The organism is Citrobacter sp. CK181 (genome assembly GCF_030333595.1).
Classification (GTDB): Bacteria; Pseudomonadota; Gammaproteobacteria; order Enterobacterales; family Enterobacteriaceae; genus Citrobacter_B; species Citrobacter_B koseri.
In genome coordinates this window covers 358289-381843 of record NZ_JAOWFN010000012.1, presented here as the reverse complement: position 1 = coordinate 381843, position 23555 = coordinate 358289, and the positions used below count along the sequence as shown (strand labels likewise).

Genomic DNA, 23555 nt, shown 5'->3' with positions numbered 1-23555 from the left:
TTGCCGGATGCGTCCGGCCTACCATTTACGTGTAGGCCGGATAAGCAACAGCGCCATCCGGCATTTTTTAACCGTGCTTGCGTAGCGGAGCCTCATTTTCGCCACGTTGCATCACCCGACCCAACACTTCTGCTTCCAGTTCCGCTAAACGTACCGTCCCCAGACGGCGCGGCCTCGCGATATCCACCGTCAAGTCCAGACCAATTTTCCCGTCCTCGATCAACAGAACCCGATCGGCCATTGCCACGGCCTCGCTGACGTCATGCGTGACCAGCAGCACTGTAAAACCGTGCTCTTGCCATAACGAGACGATCAAATCCTGCATCTCCAGCCGGGTCAGGGCATCCAGCGCGCCGAGAGGTTCATCCAGCAGCAATAATCCAGGCCGGTGGATCAGCGCGCGGGCCAGCGCGACACGCTGTTTCTGCCCGCCGGACAGCGCCGCAGGCCACTCCGTCGCCCGGTTTTCGAGACCGACCGCCGCCAGCGCCTGACGCGCCGCATCCCGCCAGCCGCCTTTCAGACCCAATCCAACATTATCGATCACCGACTTCCACGGCAGCAGGCGCGCATCCTGGAACATCATACGCGTGTCGTCCTGGATCTCGGCCAGCGGCGTTGTTCCGGCAAGCAATTCGCCAGCTGTAGGGGATTCCAGACCGGCCAGCAGACGCAGCAGTGTACTTTTCCCGCCACCGCTGCGTCCAACCACCGCCACAAATTGCCCGGCGGGAATATGCAGATCCAACTGGTTCAGCACCGTGTTGTCAGCATATTGTTTGGTTACCGCGTTGAGCAGTAGCGGCGTTCCCTGATTAAGACGAGCGGTATTCATACGGTTGCCTCTTTCGTGTAATAAGCAGGATTCCAGCGCAGCCAGACGCGCTCTAACAGCTGCGCGCTGACGTCGGCGAGTTTACCGAGCAGGGCATACAAAATAATCGCGACCACGACGATGTCCGTTTGCAGGAATTCCCTGGCGTTCATCGCCAGATAGCCGATCCCGGCGTTCGCCGAAATGGTTTCCGCCACAATCAGCGTCAGCCACATCAACCCGAGCGCAAAACGGACGCCAACCATAATAGAGGGCAGGGCGCCGGGGAGGATCACATGCACAAACAGCGGGAAGCCGGATAAGCCATAGCTGCGAGCCATCTCCACCAGACCCCGATCGATATTACGAATCCCATGCCAGGTATTGATATAAATCGGAAACAGCGTTCCCAGCGCCACGAGAAAAATCTTCGCGCTTTCATCAATCCCGAACCATAAAATCACCAACGGGATCAGCGCCAGGTGCGGCACGTTACGCAGCATTTGTACTGAAGTATCCAGCAGACGTTCTCCCCACCGCGACAAACCGCTGATCAGCCCCAGCGTCAGACCGATAGAACCGCCAATTGAAAAGCCGATGAAAGCGCGCCACGAACTAATGGCCAGATGCTGCCAGAGTTCGCCGCTGGCGGAGAGTGTCCAGAATGCCGCGATCACCCCTTCAGGAGAGGGTAGTATGCGGGTTGATAACCAGCCCATCGAAGAGGCTATTTGCCAGACCGCCACGATGCCCACCGGTAAAAACCAGGGGGCAACGCGCAATAACCATTTGTTTGTGGGCGTTGCCATTGGCGTACTCCTTAACTCTGCGCGGCTTTACGGGGGATAAATTCATTGGCAACCGCTTCGCCTTGCTGATGCAGAGGCTGCGGCTGTGGAATTTCCGGGATGGCGACGTCCAGATGCGGGAACAGCAGTTCGCCTACGTTGTAGGCCTCTTCCAGATGCGGATAACCGGAGAGCACAAAACTGTCGATACCCAGCGCCGCGTACTCATTAATACGTGCGGCGACGGTCGGGCCATCACCCACCAGGGCGGTTCCCGCGCCGCCGCGCACCAGCCCGACGCCAGCCCACAAGTTAGGGCTGATCTCCAGTTGATCACGCTTACCGTTATGCAGCGCGGCCATCCGGTGCTGACCGACAGAATCCGTTCTGGCGAATGCGGCTTGTGCCTTGGCGATCGTATCGTCATCCAGGTGAGCAATCAGGCGATCGGCCGCACGCCAGGCCTCTTCATTGGTTTCACGCACAATGACGTGCAGGCGGATGCCGAAACGGATTTTACGCCCGCGAGCCGCCGCTTTGGCGCGTACCTGTTCAATTTTCTCTTTTACCTGCGCAGGCGGTTCGCCCCAGGTGAGATAGAGATCGACCTGCTCAGCGGCGAGATCCTGTGCGACATCCGATGAACCGCCAAAATAGAGCGGTGGATACGGTTGCTGAATGGCAGGGAAGAACAATTTTGCGCCACGAACATGAATATGTTTACCGTTGAAGTCCACCGTCTCGCCTTGCAGCAGGCGTCGCCATACCTGCGTAAACTCGGATGAGGCTTCATAGCGTTCGGTGTGGTCAAGGAAGACGCCGTCACCGGCCAGCTCCTGCGGATCGCTACCGGTAACCAGATTAAACAGCGCGCGGCCATTGGAGAGTCTGTCCAGCGTTGCAGCCTGACGGGCGGCAACCGTTGGCGACGTGACGCTTGGGCGCAGGGCGACCAGGAATTTCAGTCGCTGTGTGACCGGAATCATTGAGGCGGCAACCAGCCAGGCGTCTTCGCAGGAACGCCCGGTTGGGATCAATACGCCCGTAAAGCCCAGGCGGTCCGCCGTTTGCGCGATTTGTTGCAGGTAACCGTGATCGACCGGGCGCGAGCCTGCTTCGGTTCCCAGATAATGCCCGTCACCGTGGGTAGGTAAAAACCAGAACATATTCAGGCTCATAATTTTGCTCCTTCTTGTTGAGTGGGCTGCCAGATACGCTGGCGAATATCAATTTTTTTCGGCACCAGACGGTTGTCGTAAAACAGATCGGCGGTTTGCTGCTGCAAGGTAGCGACAGAGGCGCTCACCGGCGTAATGGTGGTTGGCGGGCGGTGATCCAGATAGGTGGCAATCACCGGTTCAGGCAATCCCATCGTTTTCGCCAGCAGGGTGATACTTTGTTCACGCTGGCTTATCGTTAACGCATCGGCCTGGCTGAAGGTGTCCAGAACGCCCTGAATGAAGCTGCCGTTCTTTTCGGCATAAGGGCGCGCCGCCAGATAGAACGAACCGGTTTGTTTCAGGTCGGTCCCGTCTTTCAGGACGCGAACGCCACCCTGTAACAGCGCAGCGGAATAGTAAGGATCCCAGATTGCCCACGCATCGACATTCCCCTGCTGGAACGCGGCGCGGGCGTCTGCTGGCGTCAGGTATGTGGCCTGGATATCGGTAAATTTAAGTCCGGCCTGTTGCAGTGCGCGCAACAGCAGATTGTGCGAACTGGAACCTTTCTGGAAGGCGACTTTGTGTCCTTTCAGATCTGCGACGGTTTTTATCGGACTGTTTTCAGGGACGAGAATGACCTCGGCTTTTGGTTTGGGAGGCTCAACGCCAACATAAACCAGGTCCGCCCCGGCAGCCTGCGCAAAAATAGGGGGGATATCTCCGGTACTGCCGAGATCGATACTGCCGACATTCAATGCCTCCAGCATTTGCGGGCCCGCCGGGAACTCAACCCAGGAGATTTTGGTTTGCGGGTAACGCTTCTCCAGCAGTTGGTGGCTTTTCGCCAGCACCATACTGATGCTGCCTTTCTGATAGCCGATACGCAGTGCGTCAGGCGCTGACTCTGCCGCGTGTGACCAGGCAGAAAGCGAGAGCAATCCGGCCAGCGCCAGCCATTGAGGACGATGTCTGAAAAATTTAAACATGGGCAACGCCTCGTGGTGAATGAATGACGGGAACCGGCACATCGCGGCGGTGCAACGCTTGCCAGAATGTTTCAAGCGCGCTGTCAAGGCGATGTTGTAAATTGGGGGTGAACTGCGGTTTATGCTGGTAATCAATCACCTGGGAATCGTCGGCAAACACGCCGTGCAGGATCTCTTGTGATTTCAGCGCGCTCAGCACCGGCTTGAGCGCGTAGTCAACGGCCAGTAAATGGGCGACAGTACCGCCGGTTGCCAGCGGTAATACGGCTTTGCCTTCCAGCGCTCGTTCAGGAAGCAGGTCGAGCAGCGTTTTTAACGCCCCGGAATAGGCGGCTTTATAAACCGGCGTTGCGACGATCAGCCCGTCTGCATCCTGCAATTGTTCAATAAATGTTTTTAACGCCGGGCTGTCGAAACGCGCATATAGCAAGTCTTCGGGGTCAAAGTTATGCAAATTCCAGTGGCTGACTTCGACATCCAGACTGTTCAGTTTTTCCCGGGAATATTCCAGTAACGCACTGGAACGAGAGGGAAAGCGTGGGCTTCCCGCCAGAGTGATGACGCGCATAATCTCAATCTCCCCTTATAACTAATTATTCGATTTTCATTAACATTGATAACAATTTGTGCAGTCTGACAGAGAGATTTTGTTTACCGAAATGATTTATGCGGGATAGAAAAGTTGGAAATTGAATAAAAAGAGGACAACAAGGAAAACGATTGCTATTTATTGCCGCAAGTCAATTCCCTTTTCGCTGGATATCGCACATAATACGCCCCCGGTCTGCACACCGGGAATCCAGGAGAGTTCATGTACTACCCCTTCGTTCGTAAAGCCCTTTTTCAGCTCGATCCAGAGCGCGCTCATGAATTTACGTTTCAGCAATTACGCCGTGTAACAGGCACGCCGCTGGAAGCGCTTGTCCGACAGAAAGTCCCTGCGAAGCCAGTAAGCTGCATGGGGCTGACATTTAAGAATCCGCTCGGCCTTGCTGCGGGTCTGGATAAGGACGGAGAGTGCATCGACGCTCTGGGCGCAATGGGATTCGGATCGATTGAGATCGGAACCGTGACGCCGCGCCCTCAGCCTGGTAACGATAAGCCGCGCCTTTTCCGCCTGGTTGATGCCGAAGGGTTGATCAACCGGATGGGCTTTAATAATTTGGGCGTTGATAACCTGGTAGAGAATGTCAAAAAAGCGCATTTCGACGGTATCCTCGGAATTAATATCGGCAAAAATAAAGATACGCCGGTAGAGAATGGCAAAGATGACTATCTGATTTGTATGGAAAAAATCTATGCATATGCCGGTTATATCGCCATTAATATCTCTTCGCCAAATACCCCAGGGTTACGTACGCTACAATATGGCGAGGCGCTGGATGATTTGCTGACGGCAATTAAAAATAAGCAAAATGATCTCCAGACGATCCACCATAAATATGTTCCGATCGCGGTAAAGATCGCCCCGGATCTTTCTGAGGACGAATTGATCCAGGTGGCCGACAGTTTAGTTCGCCATAATATTGATGGTGTGATTGCGACAAATACGACGCTCGATCGTTCTCTGGTTCAGGGAATGAAAAATTGCGATGAAACGGGTGGTTTAAGCGGTCGACCATTACAGTTAAAAAGTACAGAAATTATTCGCAGACTGTCCCAGGAATTGAAAGGACAGTTACCGATTATTGGCGTCGGCGGGATAGATTCTGTCATCGCGGCGCGTGAGAAGATGGCTGCTGGCGCTACGCTGGTACAAATTTATTCCGGCTTTATTTTTAAAGGCCCGCAACTGATTAAAGAAATCGTTACCCATATTTGATTCTTTTCTCTCATTATCAGACAACCAGGGCTTTATTTCCGGCCCTGGTTGTTTTATATTCCTTCATTGTTGCTTATTTAAACATTTTAGGCTTTGCTTATTAAGGTAATAAACGAAGCGGTGAAAAAGGACATTTTTGCAACAGGGTGATAGAAACGGGAGAGAGTACAATGCGAATTAAACCTGACGATAACTGGCGCTGGTATTATGATGAAGAGCATGACCGAATGATGCTCGATTTAGCCAATGGCATGTTATTTCGCTCGCGCTTTGCTCGCAAAATGCTCACGCCGGATGCATTTTCGCCGTCTGGTTTTTGTGTCGATGATGCCGCGCTCTATTTCTCTTTTGAAGAAAAATGTCGCGATCTCGAATTATCGAAAGAACAAAAAGCGGAACTGGTGCTCAATGCGCTGGTGGCGATCCGTTATCTGAAACCACAGATGCCAAAAAGCTGGCATTTTGTCGCACACGGCGAGATCTGGACGCCAACGGTGGGTGATGCCGCCTGCGTGTGGCTTAGCGATACCGAAGAGCAGGTGAATTTACTGGTGGTTGAGCCGGGTGAAAACGCGGCGCTGTGCCTGCTGGCCCAGCCCGGTGTCGTCGTGGCTGGACGCACTATGCAGCTTGGCGATGCGATTAAGATCATGAACGACAGACTGAAGCCGCAACAGCGACTCGCCAGCTTCAGCCTTGAACAAGCGGTTTAATTTCCCAGCCTGAGCGCGGTTTTTGGCACGCAGCTACAGCTAAGAATCGTTCCGTCATCGTTAATCGCTGATTTTTTCAGCGGACTCACTTCGCCTTCCAGCAGCGTTATCCGGCAACTGCCGCAGATCCCGGCCCGACATGAATAAGGGATGCGGATACCCTGATTCTCCAGTTGTTCAAGCAGCACCTGTTGGTTATTCCCACGAAAGGTTTGCCCCTGCCAGTCGATAGTGACTGTTGTATCAGGCTGTTTTTCCGGCGCCACCGCATCATCAGAATTTGCGGCGCCATAAGGTTTGGCGGGGGCGGTTGCGAGAATGTCAACCTCATCGCCTACGCGAATGACGCCGCTGTTACGCGCAATCAGGTTCTGCCCGAAATCAACATCGCCGTTGTCCTGCGCCGTGCGAAAGGTTTGCAAGGTTGCCAGCGGCTCACCCGTTGGGTGCTTTTGCCCTTTCTCAGGGCTGACGGTGGTGAAAATACAACGGCTGCACGGTTTTGCGACATCAAAGATGACGTCGCCGATACGAATGACTTTCCAGGTGTCTTCTTCCCAGGGCGCCGCGCCGGAAACGACCAGATTGGGACGAAACTGTTCTATTTTCACGCCAGCCGGGCAACGCTGCTGTAAGTCGCGCAGTGAGGCTTCGTTGGCCAGCAGAAAGGGATAACCATCGGCAAATGACAACGGCACGTCGTCGCGGCGTTTGACTCTACGCGTAAGTTGGGGGCCGACCCAGCGTAATTGCACGTCACGGGAAAAGAATCCGCTTAACCACTGATTTATCGCGTCCGGGGCGATACGGGCAGTAAAATGGTTTCCCCAGACTTCGGTTGGCGCATCCTGCGCGGCGAAATCAGCAAAGCGCACCACCACGCTGCTGCCATCCGGGGCGCTAAGATGTAATCCGTCGTGTAGCGGAGAAGGCGTAAAGCGCACCATTTGCGGAAACTGGCGGGCGGTAATAAAGGTGCCATCAGGTTCAGTAACCATAAAGATACGATCGAAAGCCAGGCCACTGATGTCTGCCAGCGCATGCGTCAGGCCGATGCCGCGCATCGATTTGACCGGATGAATAAAAAGCCGGGTTAACGTCACCACTGTACAGCCCTCGAACGGAAATAAGCCTTCAATCTTATGACATGAGCGCCAGATTAGCTATATAAGCCCCATCCTTCACGCTTGTCGCTGCGAGGCAACGCGAAAGATTTTGTGTATAATGCGCAGCAATTTTCTTAGAGTAAAAGTGACAATATGAATTCTCTGTTTGCCAGTACGGCCCGCGGGCTGGAAGAGCTGTTAAAAACTGAACTTGAAAACCTGGGCGCTGCGGATTGCCAGGTGGTTCAGGGTGGTGTCCATTTTCAGGGCGACACGCGGCTTGTGTACCAGAGTTTAATGTGGAGCCGCCTGGCCTCGCGCATTATGCTGCCGATGGGAGAGTGCAAAGTCTACAGCGATTTAGACCTGTACCTCGGCGTGCAGGCAATCAACTGGACAGAGATTTTTAATCCAGATGCCACCTTTGCCGTGCATTTTAGTGGGCTGAACGACACCATTCGCAACAGCCAGTATGGTGCAATGAAAGTAAAGGATGCGATTGTTGATGCGTTCACGCGTAAAAACCTGCCGCGTCCTAATGTCGATCGTGAATCTCCAGATATTCGCGTTAACGTCTGGCTGAACAAAGACACTGCCAGCATTGCCCTCGATCTGAGCGGCGATGGTCTGCACCTGCGCGGCTATCGCGATCGTACCGGTCTGGCACCAATTAAAGAGACGCTGGCGGCGGCCATCGTGATGCGTTCCGGCTGGCAGCCGGGAACGCCGCTGCTCGACCCGATGTGTGGTTCCGGTACGCTGCTGATCGAGGCCGCAATGTGGGCGACCGATCGCGCGCCGGGTCTACATCGTGGTCACTGGGGCTTCAGCGGCTGGGCGCAGCATGATGAGGCTATCTGGCAGGAAGTCAAAGCAGAAGCGCAAACCCGCGCCCGTAAAGGGCTTGCGGAATATAGCTCGCATTTTTATGGTTCTGACAGCGATGCCCGCGTGATTGAACGTGCGCGTAGCAACGCCCGTCGCGCAGGCATCGGTGAGTTGATTACCTTCGAGGTAAAAGATGTCGCTCAACTGAGCAACCCGCTGCCGAAAGGGCCGTACGGTACGGTAATCAGCAACCCGCCGTATGGTGAGCGTCTGGACAGCGAACCGGCGCTGATTGCGCTGCACAGCCTGCTGGGGCGCACCATGAAAAATCAGTTCGGCGGCTGGAGCCTGTCGCTGTTCAGCGCCTCGCCGGATCTGCTGAACTGCCTGCAACTGCGCGCGGATAAGCAATTCAAAGCCAAAAACGGCCCGCTGGACTGCGTGCAGAAAAACTATCATCTGGCGGAAAAAACGCCAGACAGCAAGCCTGCGACGGTGGCGGAAGATTACGCCAACCGCCTGCGCAAAAATATTAAGAAGCTGGAGAAATGGGCGCGCCAGGAAGGGATCGAATGCTATCGCCTGTATGATGCCGATCTGCCGGAATACAATGTGGCGGTCGATCGCTACGGCGAGTGGGTGGTGATTCAGGAATATGCGCCGCCGAAAACGGTTGATGCGCAGAAAGCGCGTCAGCGTCTGTTCGACATCATCGCCGCCACGCTGTTGGTACTGGAGATTGCGCCGAATAAACTGGTGTTAAAAACCCGTGAGCGCCAGAAAGGCAAAAGCCAGTATCAAAAGATGAACGAGAAAGGTGAGTTCATTGAAGTCAGCGAATATAACGCGCGTTTATGGGTTAACCTGACCGACTATCTTGATACCGGTCTGTTCCTCGATCACCGTATTGCGCGCCGGATGCTGGGTCAGATGAGCAAAGGCAAAGATTTCCTTAACCTGTTCTCCTATACCGGTAGCGCCAGCGTACATGCTGGGCTGGGCGGCGCACGCAGCACCACTACGGTGGACATGTCGCGTACCTATCTGGAGTGGGCTGAACGCAACCTGCGTCTGAACGGGCTGAGCGGCCGTGCGCACCGCCTGATTCAGGCCGATTGCCTGGGCTGGCTGCGTGAGGCGAATGAACAGTTCGATCTGATTTTTATCGATCCGCCGACGTTCTCCAACTCAAAACGGATGGACGAGTCGTTTGATGTGCAGCGCGATCACCTGGTGTTAATGAAAGATCTGAAACGTCTGCTGCGCAAAGGGGGCACGATCATGTTCTCCAACAACAAACGCGGATTCCGTATGGATCTGGACGGCCTGGCGGCGCTGGGACTGAAAGCACAAGAAATTACGCAAAAAACGCTTTCTCAGGACTTTGCCCGTAATCGTCAGATCCACAACTGCTGGCTGATTACCGCAGCCTGAAAGGAAAAGTAAATGTCATTAATCAGTATGCATGGCGCATGGCTGTCGTTTAGCGACGCGCCGCTTCTCGATAACGCAGAGCTGCATATCGAGGATAACGAACGCGTGTGCCTGGTGGGCCGTAATGGCGCCGGGAAGTCAACGCTGATGAAGATCCTCAACCGCGAACAGGGACTGGATGACGGACGCATCATTTACGAGCAGGATTTGATCGTCGCGCGTCTGCAACAGGATCCGCCGCGTAATGTCGAAGGCAGCGTTTATGATTTCGTTGCGGAAGGGATCGAGGAGCAGGCTGAATACCTGAAACGTTACCACGATATTTCCCGCCTGGTGATGACCGACCCCAGCGATAAAAATCTCAATGAGATGGCGCGAGTGCAGGAACAGCTCGACCACCACAACCTGTGGCAACTGGAAAACCGTATTAATGAAGTGCTGGCGCAGCTTGGGCTCGATCCTAACGCGGCGCTCTCTTCGCTTTCCGGCGGCTGGCTGCGTAAAGCGGCGCTGGGCAGGGCGTTGGTCAGCAACCCTCGCGTATTGTTGCTGGATGAGCCGACCAACCACCTGGATATTGAAACGATCGACTGGCTGGAAACGTTCCTGAAATCTTTCAACGGGACGATTATTTTCATTTCCCACGACCGTTCGTTTATCCGCAATATGGCTACCCGCATCGTCGATCTCGATCGCGGGAAACTGGTTTCTTATCCGGGAGATTACGATCAGTATCTGCTGGAGAAAGAAGAAGCCCTGCGCGTGGAAGAGTTACAGAATGCCGAGTTCGATCGCAAACTGGCGCAGGAAGAAGTCTGGATCCGCCAGGGTATTAAAGCGCGCCGTACCCGCAATGAAGGTCGCGTACGTGCCCTGAAAGCGATGCGCCGCGAGCGTAGCGAACGCCGTGAAGTGATGGGGACGGCGAAGATGCAGGTCGAAGAAGCGGCCCGCTCCGGCAAGATTGTTTTCGAAATGGAAAACGTCAGCTATCAGGTTGACGGCAAGCAGCTGGTAAACGATTTCTCCGCGCAGGTGCAGCGTGCCGACAAGATTGCTTTAATTGGCCCTAACGGCTGCGGGAAAACCACGTTGCTGAAACTGATGCTGGGCCAGCTTCAGGCGGACAGCGGACGTATTCATGTCGGCACGAAGTTGGAAGTGGCTTATTTCGATCAGCATCGCGCGGAACTGGATCCCGATAAAACCGTGATGGATAACCTTGCTGAAGGTAAGCAAGAGGTGCTGGTTAACGGTAAGCCGCGTCATGTGCTGGGCTATCTTCAGGACTTCCTGTTCCATCCCAAGCGCGCCATGACGCCGGTTCGCGCCCTGTCTGGCGGAGAACGTAACCGCCTCTTACTGGCGCGTTTGTTCCTGAAACCCAGCAATTTGCTGATTCTCGATGAACCGACCAACGATCTGGACGTTGAAACGCTGGAACTGCTGGAAGAGTTGATTGACGGCTATCAGGGAACTGTCCTGCTGGTGAGCCATGACCGTCAGTTTGTGGATAACACCGTGACCGAGTGCTGGATCTTCGAAGGCGGCGGTAAGATTGGTCGCTATGTCGGCGGATATCATGATGCGCGTGGTCAGCAGGAACAGCATCTGGCGTTTAAACAACCCGTCGTCAAGAAAACTGAGGAAGTGGTTGCCCCGAAAGCAGAAATTGTAAAGCGCGGCAGTAACAAACTAAGCTATAAACTGCAACGCGAACTGGAACAGCTCCCCCAGTTACTGGAAGAGCTGGAGGCCAAACTGGAAGCGTTGCAGGCGCAGGTGGCGGATGCCGCCTTTTTCAGCCAACCGCATGATCATACGCAAAAAGTTCTGACCGATTTGAGTCACGCAGAGCAGGAACTTGAACAAGCCTTTGAGCGCTGGGAGTATCTTGAAGCCTTGAAGAATGGCGCATAATTAAAGGAGCGCATATGTGCGAACATCATCATGCTGCGAAGCACATTTTATGCTCGCAATGTGACATGCTGGTGGCGTTGCCCCACCTTGAGCATGGGCAGAAAGCGGCATGTCCAAGATGTGGCACAACGCTGACGACCGAGTGGGACGCGCCAAGGCAGCGTCCTACCGCCTATTCGTTAGTGGCGTTGTTTATGCTGCTGCTTTCCAATCTTTTCCCTTTCGTAAATATGAACGTCGCGGGTGTGAGGAGCGAAGTTACGCTGCTTGAAATCCCCGGCGTCATGTTTTCGGAAAATTACGCCAGCCTTGGCACCTTCTTTTTGCTGTTTGTCCAGCTGGTTCCGGCTTTTTGTCTGGTAACGATATTATTGCTTGTGAATCGCGTCGAATTGCCGCTACGTGTGAAAAAGGTTCTGGCGCGCGTGCTGTTTCAGCTAAAAACCTGGGGGATGGCGGAGATCTTCCTCGCAGGCGTGCTGGTCAGTTTTGTTAAGCTGATGGCTTACGGGGATATCGGGGTTGGAAGCAGTTTTATTCCGTGGTGCTTCTTCTGCATCCTGCAATTGCGCGCGTTTCAGTGCGTCGATCGCCGTTGGTTATGGGACGATATTACGCCGATGCCTGTGCTGGCGCAGCCGCTGAAACCTGGCGTTACCGGCATCCGCCAGGGACTGCGTTCCTGCTCCTGCTGTACGGCCATTCTCCCGGAGAATGAATTAGTGTGTCCGCGCTGTCATGCAAAGGGTCATGTGCGACGCAAAAACAGCCTGCAATGGACGCTGGCCCTGTTATTTACGTCGATCATGCTTTATCTGCCCGCGAATATCATGCCGATCATGATTACCGATTTATTGGGATCGAAGATGCCTTCTACGATCCTCGCCGGGGTCGTTTTGCTCTGGAGTGAAGGGTCTTATCCGGTGGCGGCGGTTATTTTTATTGCCAGTATTATGGTGCCAACGCTAAAAATGATTGCGATTGCCTGGCTGTGCTGGGATGCGAAAGGGCATGGCACACGCGACAGTGAAAGAATGCACCTGATTTATGAGGTGGTGGAATTTGTTGGTCGTTGGTCAATGATTGATGTGTTTGTAATTGCCGTACTCTCTGCGCTGGTGCGCATGGGGGGGTTAATGAATATTTATCCAGCGATGGGTGCATTGATGTTTGCTTTAGTCGTCATTATGACAATGTTTTCTGCGATGACCTTTGATCCGCGTCTGTCGTGGGATCGTGAACCTGAACCAGGCCATGAGGAGTCCTGACAGTATGGAATCTAAAAATGGGGAAGCCAAAGTGCAGAAGGTAAAAAACTGGTCTCCCGTGTGGATATTCCCTATCGTCACTGCGCTGATTGGGGCATGGGTGCTGTTTTATCACTACAGCCATCAGGGGCCTGAAGTCACCTTGATCACCACGAATGCCGAAGGTATTGAAGGCGGTAAGACCACCATCAAGAGCCGTAGCGTGGATGTGGGGGTGGTGGAAAGCGCGACGCTGACCGACGATCTTACGCATGTAGAGATCAAGGCCAGATTGCATTCCGGTATGGAAAAACTGCTGCACAAAGATTCGGTCTTTTGGGTGGTGAAACCGCAGGTCGGGCGTGAAGGGATCAGCGGCTTAGGCACGTTGCTGTCCGGGGCTTATATTGAGTTGCAGCCGGGGACGAAAGGTAACAGGCTGGAGGATTACCAGTTGCTGGATTCCCCACCTCTGGCGCCGCCAGATGCGAAAGGCATCCGCGTTATTCTTGACAGCAAAAAAGCCGGGCAGCTCAGTCCGGGCGATCCGGTGCTTTTCCGTGGCTACCGCGTTGGCTCGGTTGAAACCAGCACCTTCGATCCGCAAAAACGCTCCATCAGCTATCAACTCTTCATTAATGCGCCAAACGATCGGCTGGTGACCAGCAACGTCCGTTTCTGGAAGGATAGCGGTATTGCGGTGGATCTGACTTCCGCCGGTATGCGGGTTGAAATGGGATCGCTAAGCACGCTGTTTGGCGGTGGCGTGAGCTTTGACGTGCCGGAAGGGCTTGAACTGGGGCAGCCGGTTGCGGAAAAAACCGCTTTCAGCCTGTATGACGATCAGCGAAGCATTCAGGATTCGCTGTATACCGACCACATCGACTATCTGATGTTCTTTAAAGATTCGATTCGCGGCCTGCAACCGGGCGCACCGCTGGAGTTTCGCGGGATTCGCCTGGGGACGGTCAGCAAAGTGCCTTTCTTTGCGCCGAATATGCGTCAGGTGTTTAACACTGACTACCGTATTCCGGTGCTGGTACGCATTGAACCGGAACGCCTGAAAGCACAATTGGGCGAAGAGACGGATGTCGGCGCGCATTTGGCCGAACTGCTCAAACGCGGCCTGCGCGGTTCACTGAAAACGGGCAATCTGGTGACCGGCGCGCTGTATGTTGATCTGGACTTCTATCCGAAAGAGCCGCCAATTACGGGCATTCATGAGTTTAATGGTTATCAGATCATCCCGACGGTAAGCGGTGGTCTGGCGCAAATCCAGCAGCGTCTGATGGAAGCGCTGGATAAAATTAATAACCTGCCGCTGAATCCGATGATTCAACAGGCGACCAATACGCTGTCGGAAAGCCAGCGGACGATGAAGCATCTGCAAACCACGCTGGATAATATGAACAAGATTACCTCCAGCCAGTCGATGCAGCAGCTTCCGGCGGATATGCAGAACACCTTGCGCGAACTGAACCGCAGCATGCAGGGCTTCCAGCCAGGCTCCGCGGCGTATAACAAGATGGTGGCGGATATGCAGCGTCTTGATCAGGTTCTCCGTGAACTGCAACCGGTATTGAAAACGCTGAACGAAAAGAGCAACGCGCTGGTATTTGAAGCGAAGGACAAGAAAGATCCAGAGCCGAAGAGGGCGAAACAATGAAAAAGTGGCTAGTGGTGATGATGGCGTTCTGGTTAACGTCATGTAGCAGTAGCGGAGAAAACAAGAGCTACTACCAGCTACCCGTCGCGCAAGGGGGCGTACAGAGTACGGCAAGCCAGGGAAACCGCTTATTGTGGGTGGAACAGGTTTCGGTGCCGGACTACCTGGCGGGCAACGGCGTGGTGTATCAAACCAGTGATGTGCAGTACGTGATTGCGAGTAACAATCTTTGGGCCAGCCCGCTGGACCAGCAGTTGCGCAATACGCTGGTGGCGAATCTGAGCGCCCAGCTTCCGGGCTGGGTGGTTGCCTCACAGCCGCTGGGCAGCGTGCAGGATACGCTTAACGTGACGGTGACGGGATTTCATGGCCGTTACGATGGCAAAGTTATCGTAAGTGGGGAGTGGCTACTGAACCATCAGGGGCAGTTGATTAAGCGCCCATTCCACATCGAAACCGCGCAGCAGCAGGACGGGTATGACGAAATGGTCAAGGTGCTGGCAGCCGCCTGGAATCAGGAAGCCGCCGCTATCGCTCAGGCGCTGAAGCAAATACCATAAGTTAAAAATATTGTAAATTTAACCGCTTTCGGCACGTCGCCGGGGGCGGTTTTTTTGTTTTTCTGCCCGGTGAAAATAGCTGTTCTGGCTCACAATTTTTGTACAAATGATTTATTGAGTAGCTCACAAATATGACAATGGCGTGAATTTTGCGCATTGACGGGACAACTTTTTCGCGGTATTCGTTTACTGTGATTGCACATTTCGTAATCACTGTTTTCTTTTCCACCAGACATGAAGATGAGGGAAACGAGGCATGAAGAGACAAAAACGAGATCGCCTGGAACGGGCACATCAACGTGGATATCAGGCCGGCATTGCCGGACGCTCAAAAGAAATGTGTCCCTATCAGACGCTGAATCAGAGGTCGCACTGGCTGGGAGGTTGGCGAGAAGCCATGGCGGACAGGGTAGTAATGGCCTGATTCTGTCTCTTTAGAAAAAAGAAACCTCCGCAGTGCGGAGGTTTCGCCTTTTTACAGGCAGGTCAGATAACGTGGTTATGCTGCCATCCGGCAATGACGCCGCGCTTGTGGCAACGCTTATCAGACCTGGAGATGTCCGCGATCAGAACGCTGACGTGTCCTGGAACAGACCTACTTTCAGGTCGTTGGCGGTGTAGATCAGACGGCCATCAACCAGAACTTCGCCATCCGCCAGACCCATGATCAGACGACGGTTAACGATACGTTTGAAGTGAATACGGTAGGTCACTTTCTTCGCGCTTGGCAGAACCTGACCGGTAAATTTCACTTCACCTACGCCCAGCGCACGGCCTTTACCTTCGCCGCCCAGCCAGCCGAGATAGAATCCAACCAACTGCCACATTGCGTCCAGACCCAGGCAGCCCGGCATAACCGGATCGCCGATAAAGTGGCATCCGAAGAACCAGAGATCTGGATTGATATCCAGCTCAGCTTCAACATAACCTTTGTCGAAGTTACCGCCAGTCTCTGTCATTTTGATGACACGGTCCATCATCAGCATGTTTGGTGCCGGCAGTTGTGGGCCTTTAGCGCCAAACAGTTCACCGCGACCAGAGGCAAGAAGGTCTTCTTTTGTATAGGATTCGCGTTTATCTACCATGTTCTCTGTAAGCCTTATTTTATTGAAGCACGCAGGATAGCTAACACGTGTACGCTGAACAAGTCCGATCAGTTCGGTATAAACCAGTTTAGCCAACGTAGCGGCCAGGGAAAACGATGACGTCCTTCCTGTTGTGTAGCCTGGGCAATACGTTCCTGGATGGTCTGCATCAATGTTGTCTGACCTTCGCCATCCCACACCAGATTAAGCAGAAGCGGCAGTGCGTCTGTTACGTCGTCTACCGCCCAGATGCTGAATTTCTCTTCTTCCACGGCCTGCAACAGCGCAGGCTGGAGGCTGAGGTGTCTCACGTTAGCCGCCGGAATAATAACGCCTTGTTTACCCGTCAGTTCACGCTGCTGACAAATTGTGAAAAAGCCTTCAATTTTTTCGTTCAGGCCGCCAACAGGCTGGGCGCGTCCAAACTGATCGACGGAGCCGGTAATTGCGATATTTTGATTAACCGGCACATTGGACAGAGCGCTGATCAATGCGCACAGTTCTGCCATTGAGGCGCTGTCGCCATCCACTTCACTATAGGACTGTTCAAAGGTCAGCGAGGCGGAGAATGGAATTTGCTGTTCAAGCTGTAGTTCCGACATCAGGAAAGCCTGCATGATCATCATCCCCTTGGCATGAATGTTACCGCCAAGCTCGGCTTTTCGCTCGATGTCCGTGAATTCACCGTCGCCAATATGAACGACGCAGCTGATGCGTGAAGGCTCGCCAAACGCGCGCGGATGGCCGGGAAATTCAATGACGGAAAGGGCGTTAATCTGACCAATGCGCTCGCCTTCCGTTTCAATCAGGATCTGCTCTTGCAGGATTTCGTCCTGCATGCGCTCTGCAAGATAGCCTTCACGCCATTCGCGTTGGGCAAGCATCAGGGCGAGCTGTTCGGCGCTGCATGTCCTGTCCTGGCACAGCGGCGCGGCTTCTCTGAACTGGCGGGAAATCCATAGCGGACACAGTGGAAGCGTGTCCTGTTCTCCCGTGTAGCGAACGGCTTCGCGTACCAGCACTTGCCAGGCATCAGGCGTTGGCGAGGGCAGATTATTGCGTTTAAGCGTGTGCTGAACCCACTGACACCACTGGGTCATGGTTTCGGCATCCACTATTTGCAGATTGTCTTCAAATTCGCTGTAAATCGCCTGTTCAGCCAGTTCCGGCTCCATTTCCTGGAAGTCAGCTAACGATTCACGCTCGCCGACCAACACGACTTTCAGCTTGAGCGGCATAGACGGCACAGAGACCGGCAACGGACGCGACTCGTCAAACGCGACCCAGTCGAATCGGTTATGGCTGACAATTGCCTTCAGACGCATCCACAGCAACGGCTGCGCCAGAAGGGTGCGTAAGGAAATCACCAGAACGCCGCCGTTAGCCTGATGCACCAGACCCGGTTGCAGCGTAATTTCGCCGTTAAACTGGCGCAGACAGCCAAACAGCTGTTCGGCTTCAACCCAGTCAGCGCTAACAACCTGCGCCGACGTGGCAAAATTGTCTTCTGCTTTTTCTGCTGCGCGATAACGGATGGTATGGCCCGAAATTTCGTAATGGCCCCCGGTCAACTGACCGGCATCGGCTTGTAACGTTCTGGCCGCATCAGAAAGGAGAGTGAGATACTCGGGCTCTTCCGGCGCTTTCGCCAGCATAAAAGAGGACGACGCCCAGGGCTGGAGAAGTTGTTCCAGCGCAAATTGCAGTCGTGGTTGAGTATCGCTGAGTAGGGTGGCGCTTTCGTCAGTAAAGTGTGGCTGTGCAAATATTTCCTGATAACTGTCGGTATCAGGAACCAGATCACGCCATGCAAGTTTCGTAATGGTCAAAGTTGAGGTTTTTTAGTCTGTTGTAAAAAACGCGATTATACCGTAACAGGCAACGCTGCACACGCGGAAAGCGAATGTAAACGTGCGGGATGACGCGTGAGAGTTCACAGGCTGGATATTCTTTTCTTCAGATGCCCAAAAAACTGATATTCTGATAGGAGTTACACGGTAACGTTGAGAGCGCAATGAAATATCAACAACTTGAAAACCTTGAAAGCGGCTGGAAATGGAAGTATCTGGTGAAGAAGCACCGCGAAGGGGAGTTGATTACCCGGTACGTGGAAGCCAGTGCTGCCAAAGAAGCCGTTGATTTGTTGCTAACCCTCGAAAATGAACCGGTTCGGGTAAATGCCTGGATTGAAGAGCATATGAATCCTGCGCTGTTAAACCGTATGAAGCAGACCATACGAGCACGGCGTAAACGACACTTTAATGCCGAGCATCAACATACGCGCAAGAAGTCTATCGATCTGGAGTTTATTGTCTGGCAGCGTCTGGCGGGACTCGCGCAGCGACGTGGCAAAACGCTTTCAGAAACGATTGTGCAGTTGATTGAAGATGCGGAACATAAAGAGAAATACGCCAGCAAGATGTCGACCCTGAAGCAGGATTTGCAGGCATTACTGGGGAAAGAGTAGCGGTTCGTTTCTTCTTTCTTCTGGTTCCAAACGAAAAAAACCCCGCAGCGCGGGGTTTTTTATTAGACGGGAACTTAAGCCTGCGGCTGAGTTACAACGTCTTTAACGCCTTTAACTTCGATCTCAACGCGACGATCCGGGGCCAGGCAGTCGATCAGTGCAGCGCGAGCTTTCACGTTGTCACAGGTGTTGCCAGTAACCGGGTTGGATTCGCCCATACCGCGTGCGGAGATTTTGTCAGCCGGGATACCTTTGGAGATCAGGTAATCAACAACAGACTGAGCACGTTTTTCGGACAGACCCTGGTTGTAAGCGTCGGAACCGATACGGTCAGTGAAGCCCAGAACCACGACGGAACCGTCTTTCGGGTCCAGGTTGCTCAGCTGGCTGTACATCTGATCCAGAGCCTGCTGGCCTTCTGGTTTCAGCGTTGCTTTGTTGAAGTTGAACAGAACGTCAGACTTCAGAGTGAAGTGCTTGGTCTGTACTTCTGGAGCCGGTGCCGGAGCTGGAGCAACCGGAGCTGCTTCTTCCTGCTGGCCGAAACGGTAGGAAACACCAACGCTCAGCAGGCCGTTATCTGGACGACCGCCAACGGTGTTTGCGTCGCCGATGTTGTTAGTCCACTGGTATTCCAGACGGGTAGCGATGTCACGCGTTACAGCGTACTCTACGCCACCAGCGAATACTGGGGAAACACCGGTATCGTGATCTTTGAAGCCAGTGTTGTTCTGAGCGTCTGCGCGCCAAACCATACCACCCAGACGGGTGTAGACATCCAGATCGTCAGTGATCGGATAACCCAGTTTAGCAGTCAGCTGAACGCCCTGAGCTTTGAATGCACCGTTTTGAGTGTTGCCTTTGTATGGCATACGACCTAACCAGTCGTAACCCATTTCAAAACCAACGTACGGGTTTACCTGATAACCACCGAACGCACCGGCACCCAGTTGGCTTTCATGGGTCGGGCCGTTGTTGTCGATCTGGTTGTTGCCAACATCATGGAACTGAGACCAGCCCAGTTTGGCACCAGTGTACCAGGTGTTATCTTTCGGAGCGGCCTGCGCTACGGTAGCGAAACCAGCCAGTGCCACTGCAATCGCGATAGCTGTCTTTTTCATTTTTTGCGCCTCGTTATCATCCAAAATACGCCATGAATATCTCCAACGAGATAACACGGTTAAATCCTTCACCGGGGGATCAGCTCAATAGTTACTCTACCGATATCTGCGGCTTATGCCGAGCACCCCTGGCGATGTAAAGTCTACAACGTAGTTGAAAACTTACAAGTGTGAACTCCGTCAGGCATATGAAAAAAAAAGGCTTGTATACATAATATTTAACATTTCCTGCTGAGAAATCGCTCAGCGAAAATCGCGGAAACCGCTTCTGACAAGCATTCACACACAAAAAGTATTAAGCTTCAGAGCAGATGAAAGAGCAGAAAAAAAATTCCAGGATAAATCCTAATTTCACTCAATGATATAAATTTGAGTGAATTTTTAGCCCGGAATGGTGTCTCGTGGCATGAGCGTGTGCGCTCACAGGACGCATGATAAATCCCATCGCATTTCCCTCATCTGCCGCTTGCGCAAGCCGGGTGTGTTCTTCTTCGCTGAGCTCATCCGCCAGCCAACCGATAACGACGCTGTAGTTGCCCGTCCGCAATGCGCGAATCATCGACTCCAGCGTATGGCATGGAGAAAGTTGGCTAATCTGCATCACTTTTGTTAAAGGCAGCCCCGCAGATTGAACCCATTCCCGGCTCAGCTTTTGTTGCGGCGTCAGCCAGAGTTGCCAGCGTGATTGCTGACCTAACTGTTGCAGCAGCGGTAAAAGCAGTAATTGCGTCATCATGGGCTGGTCCTCGCGATAGACCACTTCGCTAATAAGCCCGGCGGTGGTGTTCTCTGAAGAGACGCGCGCAATGCTGCCCGCAGTGGAAGAGAACAACGAAGAACGATTTGCATAGCCTGAAGTGTACATAATCAATCCAGCCCTGTGAGTTACTGTATGGATATACAGTAACCCTGCCGCCAATAAAGATCAACCCTATTTTCGGAAACAGACTCGCAATTTTTATCTGTTGTCGCCGTAAAAATGAAATTCATCTTGCTCACTGAGAATAAGTTGCCTATTTTCGTCATTAACGGATCTGTTACTGCAAATCATTCTTTTACTTTATGATTTAAAAGGGATTTTATGAAATTACGTTCCTATGACAAGATCTATAAATCACAAGAATATTTAGCCTCTCTGGGCACGGTTCACTATCGTTCGCTGTTTGGTAGCTACAGCCTGACAATCGAGGATACGGTGTTTGCGATGGTGGCTGAGGGAGAGCTATACCTGCGCGCCTGTGAGCAAAGCGTCGCGTACTGCGTGAAGCATTCCCCTGTCTGGTTAACATTTATGAAACGTGGCCGTCCCGTTATGTTGAATTATTACCGGGTGGATGAAAGCTTATGGCGCGATCAACAACAGCTGGTGCTTTTATCGCAGTATTCGCTGGATGCAGCCATAAAAGAAAAACGTACCCGTTTTTCACAACGTCGATTGAAGAATCTGCCAAACGTAACGTTTCATCTGGAGAACCTTCTGCATGAGGCCGGAATTAATGATGAAAACACATTGCGAATACTCGGCGCAAAAATGTGTTGGCTGCGGCTAAGAGAGAGCAATAAGCTGCTGACGGTGAAAACTCTCTATGCGTTAGAAGGGGCGATTGCTGGCGTACATGAAGCGGCGCTCCCGGCGGTGCGCCGCCAGGAGCTTGCTGAGTGGGCGCAGTCGCTTACGCCGGAGCACCAGAAGGCGACGGCGTGATTTGCCGCTGTAAACGACCAATCTCAGGCAGTAATGCAATGAGCAGGCCGACTTGTTGCACCACCAGGGGTTCTTTACTGTCTGGTTTTGGCTCCAGGTGCTGAATCCGCTCTTTCAGGCTTGCCAGCTCCTGGTGAACGCGCTGTTCATCGGCGGGTTGATGGTGAAGCGCATCATCGACATAACACACTGCATCATCCAGCAGCGCCAGGACATCCGGGTTGGTGAGCTGTTCGCGATGCGCGCCCAGAGCAGAGATATAGCTGGTAAAGGTATGATTGAGGCAGAGTAACCGGAACGCAGCCTCACGAGTTTCGGCAGTGACGTCGGGTTCGCTGGACATATTCGACACCACCGAGGCCAGCTCGGCATCGCGGTTGTGGGCGTCACGGCGGGCAATGCGGTAGGCCAGCCGGTTATCCCGCCCCTGATGATACTGCTCAAGGATCGCGTCCAGGTAGCGGCAGTTCGCATCCGTGGCCCGTTGCAGGACGCACGGCAGGTTACGAAAGCGCCAGTCGGGCCAGATAAAGCTGACGGCGGCCCACGCGATCGCACAGCCGATCAGCGTATCGATCACGCGCGGCAAGGCAACTTCGAAGCCTTCACCCAGCAGGTTAAAACAGAGTAGCACCAGCAGGGTGATGAACATCGTCGCATGGGCATACTGTACGTTTCGAAAAGCAAAAAACAGTACGCCGGTGATAACCAGCAGTATCAACTGGCCTTCAAGCGAGGGGACAAACCACAAGATTGGTATACCAATGGCGACGCCGACCAGCGTCCCGATGACCCTCAGCGCCAGCCGGTGCCGCGTGGCGTTATAGTTCGGCTGGCAGACGAACAGGCTGGTGAGCAGGATCCAGTAACCGTGAGTCATGCCGGTAATCTGGATCAGCGCGTAACCGACGCAGAGCACCAGCGACATACGCACCGCGTGGCGAAATAGCGCTGAATCGGGAGTGAAGTTACGGCTCAGGCGTAGCCAGATATCACTGAATCCGTGAGGGCTGTCGTCGGCAAGCAGGTTTTCTGATTCGCTACGCGGCATTGCCTGCGCCTGCTCGGATTCAATCGTCGCCAGTTGCGCATCAATCGCCCGCAGATTGGACAACAAAAAGCCCAGTGTTTTGAGTAAGTCAGCGGATGCTCCAGCGGCGCGCATACGTTCGAGCGCCGCATCAATATGGGTAAACGCGCGCTCAAAGTGTGGATCATGCTGATAAGGCGTACGCAGTAATATACAGCGTGAGAGCTGCATACAGGCTTGCCCCTGCATCGACATCAGGCGCTGGAAACGGAACATCACGTCGCTGTGGCGGAAATGATCGCGCAACGTCTGATACTGAATATGCGATGAGCTTGCACGCTCGTGAATATCCTGCGCGACAAAATAGTAGTGCAGCGTGCGACGGGTTCCCCGTTGCCCCCGGTCGCCGCGTAAGCGGGTAAGAAGAGAGACTTTCGTCTGATTCAGCGTCGCCATCAGTTGTCCGTTGGCCAGCGCTAAATCATACAGCGGCGCCTGGCTTTCATCCTCGATATCCGGGTCAAACAAGCGCGACTTTAACTCCAGGTAGCGTGCAAGCTGTTCGTAGCTGCGCGCCAGATTATCCTGTAGGGGGCGAATCGGGAAGAGCAGATGCCCGGTCAGCGTCAGCAGATTGTACCATACGGCGCCAGCAAGGAGCAGAATGGGCTGTTGATACCACTGGTCGTAAAGCGAGGTGCCCAGCATCGTGTAAATAGCGATAAGCAGCGCCCCGAAAGCAATGGTGGCGTAACGCTGCCCTAAACCGCCGAGCAGAATGAATCCGCTGGTAGAGAGCGTTAATCCAATCGCGAACAGCCACGGCCAGGGAAAGAGCAGTTCCACGGAAGCGGAGGCGATAAAAAAACAGATTAATGTGATGATTAAATTGCGCAGACGTCCGGTGAGACGATCATCCAGATCGGTCAGGGCGGCGGCGACCATACCGAGCGTTAACGGTATGGTGAGTTTGACATCGCCCAACCACCAGGGCAGGGCCGTTGTGCCGCATAGCGCGATAAAAATGCGAACGTAATACAGCCAGGTGCTGTTCCAGGTATAGCGTTTGAGCAAGGGACTTAACATAAAGGCCATCAGTC

General features: G+C 53.5%; 21 protein-coding genes. 10 read left to right on the top strand and 11 right to left on the bottom strand.

Annotation, left to right across the window (positions count from 1 at the left end):
* Window positions 1–67: 67 nt before the first annotated feature.
* The 5 genes from ssuB to ssuE are packed head-to-tail and all read right to left on the bottom strand — an operon-like array spanning window position 68 to window position 4319.
* Entirely contained in the window at window positions 68–835 is a 768-nt protein-coding gene (gene ssuB / locus OGW17_RS11205; protein ID WP_012132984.1) for an aliphatic sulfonates ABC transporter ATP-binding protein, read from the bottom strand.
* Window positions 832–1623: an aliphatic sulfonate ABC transporter permease SsuC gene (gene ssuC, locus OGW17_RS11200; protein WP_012132983.1), complete on the bottom strand. Its 792-nt coding sequence runs from the start codon at window positions 1621–1623 to the stop codon at window positions 832–834. Before ssuC ends, ssuB begins: the two co-directional genes overlap by 4 nt.
* An 11-nt stretch (window positions 1624–1634) precedes the next feature.
* Window positions 1635–2780 carry an FMNH2-dependent alkanesulfonate monooxygenase gene (gene ssuD / locus OGW17_RS11195; RefSeq protein ID WP_012132982.1) on the bottom strand — a complete coding sequence of 382 codons (1146 nt, stop codon included), beginning with the start codon at window positions 2778–2780 and terminating at the stop codon, window positions 1635–1637.
* Complete coding sequence (locus OGW17_RS11190) at window positions 2777–3751, bottom strand: sulfonate ABC transporter substrate-binding protein (RefSeq protein WP_012132981.1); 975 nt, start codon at window positions 3749–3751, stop codon at window positions 2777–2779. Before OGW17_RS11190 ends, ssuD begins: the two co-directional genes overlap by 4 nt.
* Complete coding sequence (gene ssuE / locus OGW17_RS11185; protein ID WP_071258275.1) at window positions 3744–4319, bottom strand: NADPH-dependent FMN reductase; 576 nt, start codon at window positions 4317–4319, stop codon at window positions 3744–3746. The genes OGW17_RS11190 and ssuE overlap by 8 nt, the downstream gene beginning before the upstream one ends.
* Before the next feature lie 243 nt (window positions 4320–4562).
* Here ssuE and pyrD point away from each other — a divergent pair, with 243 nt between their 5' ends.
* Both pyrD and zapC read left to right on the top strand, forming a co-directional pair.
* Window positions 4563–5573, top strand: a complete 1011-nt coding sequence (gene pyrD / locus OGW17_RS11180) for a quinone-dependent dihydroorotate dehydrogenase (RefSeq protein ID WP_049009865.1) — start codon at window positions 4563–4565, stop codon at window positions 5571–5573.
* 170 nt (window positions 5574–5743) lie between these two features.
* Window positions 5744–6286, top strand: coding sequence for a cell division protein ZapC (zapC, locus tag OGW17_RS11175; RefSeq protein ID WP_024130474.1), 543 nt, complete (start codon window positions 5744–5746; stop codon window positions 6284–6286).
* On the opposite strand, the gene OGW17_RS11170 is transcribed toward zapC, so the two are convergent.
* The gene (locus OGW17_RS11170; RefSeq protein WP_049009867.1) at window positions 6283–7392 is read right to left on the bottom strand and encodes a YcbX family protein; all 1110 of its coding nucleotides are present in this window, start codon (window positions 7390–7392) and stop codon (window positions 6283–6285) included. The genes zapC and OGW17_RS11170 overlap by 4 nt on opposite strands.
* Window positions 7393–7545: 153 nt before the next feature.
* Between OGW17_RS11170 and rlmKL the strand changes: the two genes are divergently transcribed.
* The 6 genes from rlmKL (at window position 7546) to rmf (ending at window position 15471) form a co-directional block, all read left to right on the top strand.
* A complete protein-coding gene (gene rlmKL / locus OGW17_RS11165) occupies window positions 7546–9654 on the top strand; it encodes a bifunctional 23S rRNA (guanine(2069)-N(7))-methyltransferase RlmK/23S rRNA (guanine(2445)-N(2))-methyltransferase RlmL (protein ID WP_012132976.1) in 2109 nt (702 codons plus the stop codon).
* Between the two features lie 12 nt (window positions 9655–9666).
* Entirely contained in the window at window positions 9667–11574 is a 1908-nt protein-coding gene (locus OGW17_RS11160) for an ABC transporter ATP-binding protein (protein WP_071258274.1), read from the top strand.
* 14 nt (window positions 11575–11588) lie between these two features.
* A complete protein-coding gene (pqiA, locus tag OGW17_RS11155; protein ID WP_047457723.1) occupies window positions 11589–12842 on the top strand; it encodes a membrane integrity-associated transporter subunit PqiA in 1254 nt (417 codons plus the stop codon).
* A 4-nt stretch (window positions 12843–12846) separates the two neighbouring features.
* Complete coding sequence (pqiB, locus tag OGW17_RS11150) at window positions 12847–14487, top strand: intermembrane transport protein PqiB (RefSeq protein ID WP_047457720.1); 1641 nt, start codon at window positions 12847–12849, stop codon at window positions 14485–14487.
* Window positions 14484–15047, top strand: a complete 564-nt coding sequence (pqiC, locus tag OGW17_RS11145) for a membrane integrity-associated transporter subunit PqiC (protein ID WP_012132972.1) — start codon at window positions 14484–14486, stop codon at window positions 15045–15047. Before pqiB ends, pqiC begins: the two co-directional genes overlap by 4 nt.
* 256 nt (window positions 15048–15303) lie before the next feature.
* Window positions 15304–15471 carry a ribosome modulation factor gene (rmf, locus tag OGW17_RS11140; protein ID WP_012905338.1) on the top strand — a complete coding sequence of 56 codons (168 nt, stop codon included), beginning with the start codon at window positions 15304–15306 and terminating at the stop codon, window positions 15469–15471.
* Window positions 15472–15613: 142 nt separating this feature from the next.
* Here rmf and fabA read toward each other — a convergent pair whose 3' ends face one another.
* Window positions 15614–16132 carry a bifunctional 3-hydroxydecanoyl-ACP dehydratase/trans-2-decenoyl-ACP isomerase gene (gene fabA / locus OGW17_RS11135; RefSeq protein ID WP_012132970.1) on the bottom strand — a complete coding sequence of 173 codons (519 nt, stop codon included), beginning with the start codon at window positions 16130–16132 and terminating at the stop codon, window positions 15614–15616.
* Between the two features lie 68 nt (window positions 16133–16200).
* Window positions 16201–17961 carry an AAA family ATPase gene (locus OGW17_RS11130; protein ID WP_071258273.1) on the bottom strand — a complete coding sequence of 587 codons (1761 nt, stop codon included), beginning with the start codon at window positions 17959–17961 and terminating at the stop codon, window positions 16201–16203.
* A gap of 185 nt (window positions 17962–18146) precedes the next feature.
* Here OGW17_RS11130 and matP point away from each other — a divergent pair, with 185 nt between their 5' ends.
* Complete coding sequence (gene matP / locus OGW17_RS11125; protein ID WP_012132968.1) at window positions 18147–18599, top strand: macrodomain Ter protein MatP; 453 nt, start codon at window positions 18147–18149, stop codon at window positions 18597–18599.
* 74 nt (window positions 18600–18673) lie between these two features.
* Here the strand turns inward: matP and ompA are convergent, their stop codons facing one another.
* Both ompA and sulA read right to left on the bottom strand, forming a co-directional pair.
* Window positions 18674–19720: a porin OmpA gene (gene ompA / locus OGW17_RS11120; RefSeq protein ID WP_047463714.1), complete on the bottom strand. Its 1047-nt coding sequence runs from the start codon at window positions 19718–19720 to the stop codon at window positions 18674–18676.
* Between the two features lie 355 nt (window positions 19721–20075).
* Window positions 20076–20585 (bottom strand): SOS-induced cell division inhibitor SulA, encoded by a 510-nt coding sequence (sulA, locus tag OGW17_RS11115; protein WP_012132966.1) that lies wholly within the window; start codon window positions 20583–20585, stop codon window positions 20076–20078.
* Window positions 20586–20801: 216 nt separating this feature from the next.
* Here sulA and OGW17_RS11110 point away from each other — a divergent pair, with 216 nt between their 5' ends.
* Window positions 20802–21425, top strand: a complete 624-nt coding sequence (locus tag OGW17_RS11110; protein WP_071258272.1) for a TfoX/Sxy family DNA transformation protein — start codon at window positions 20802–20804, stop codon at window positions 21423–21425.
* Here the strand turns inward: OGW17_RS11110 and yccS are convergent.
* Window positions 21394–23541, bottom strand: coding sequence for a YccS family putative transporter (gene yccS, locus OGW17_RS11105; RefSeq protein ID WP_024130467.1), 2148 nt, complete (start codon window positions 23539–23541; stop codon window positions 21394–21396). The genes OGW17_RS11110 and yccS overlap by 32 nt on opposite strands.
* Window positions 23542–23555: the final 14 nt, after the last annotated feature.

Bases quoted from the DNA above. Each gene is read 5' to 3' on its own strand.
- rmf (WP_012905338.1), top strand. From the start codon at position 15,304: ATGAAGAGACAAAAACGAGATCGCCTGGAACGGGCACATCAACGTGGA.
- OGW17_RS11160 (WP_071258274.1), top strand. From the start codon at position 9,667: ATGTCATTAATCAGTATGCATGGCGCATGGCTGTCGTTTAGCGACGCG.
- yccS (WP_024130467.1), bottom strand. From the start codon at position 23,541: ATGTTAAGTCCCTTGCTCAAACGCTATACCTGGAACAGCACCTGGCTG.
- zapC (WP_024130474.1), top strand. From the start codon at position 5,744: ATGCGAATTAAACCTGACGATAACTGGCGCTGGTATTATGATGAAGAG.
- matP (WP_012132968.1), top strand. From the start codon at position 18,147: ATGAAATATCAACAACTTGAAAACCTTGAAAGCGGCTGGAAATGGAAG.
- sulA (WP_012132966.1), bottom strand. From the start codon at position 20,585: ATGTACACTTCAGGCTATGCAAATCGTTCTTCGTTGTTCTCTTCCACT.
- OGW17_RS11190 (WP_012132981.1), bottom strand. From the start codon at position 3,751: ATGTTTAAATTTTTCAGACATCGTCCTCAATGGCTGGCGCTGGCCGGA.
- ssuB (WP_012132984.1), bottom strand. From the start codon at position 835: ATGAATACCGCTCGTCTTAATCAGGGAACGCCGCTACTGCTCAACGCG.
- pqiC (WP_012132972.1), top strand. From the start codon at position 14,484: ATGAAAAAGTGGCTAGTGGTGATGATGGCGTTCTGGTTAACGTCATGT.
- ssuD (WP_012132982.1), bottom strand. From the start codon at position 2,780: ATGAGCCTGAATATGTTCTGGTTTTTACCTACCCACGGTGACGGGCAT.
- ompA (WP_047463714.1), bottom strand. From the start codon at position 19,720: ATGAAAAAGACAGCTATCGCGATTGCAGTGGCACTGGCTGGTTTCGCT.
- pqiB (WP_047457720.1), top strand. From the start codon at position 12,847: ATGGAATCTAAAAATGGGGAAGCCAAAGTGCAGAAGGTAAAAAACTGG.
- pqiA (WP_047457723.1), top strand. From the start codon at position 11,589: ATGTGCGAACATCATCATGCTGCGAAGCACATTTTATGCTCGCAATGT.
- pyrD (WP_049009865.1), top strand. From the start codon at position 4,563: ATGTACTACCCCTTCGTTCGTAAAGCCCTTTTTCAGCTCGATCCAGAG.
- ssuC (WP_012132983.1), bottom strand. From the start codon at position 1,623: ATGGCAACGCCCACAAACAAATGGTTATTGCGCGTTGCCCCCTGGTTT.
- fabA (WP_012132970.1), bottom strand. From the start codon at position 16,132: ATGGTAGATAAACGCGAATCCTATACAAAAGAAGACCTTCTTGCCTCT.
- rlmKL (WP_012132976.1), top strand. From the start codon at position 7,546: ATGAATTCTCTGTTTGCCAGTACGGCCCGCGGGCTGGAAGAGCTGTTA.
- ssuE (WP_071258275.1), bottom strand. From the start codon at position 4,319: ATGCGCGTCATCACTCTGGCGGGAAGCCCACGCTTTCCCTCTCGTTCC.
- OGW17_RS11110 (WP_071258272.1), top strand. From the start codon at position 20,802: ATGAAATTACGTTCCTATGACAAGATCTATAAATCACAAGAATATTTA.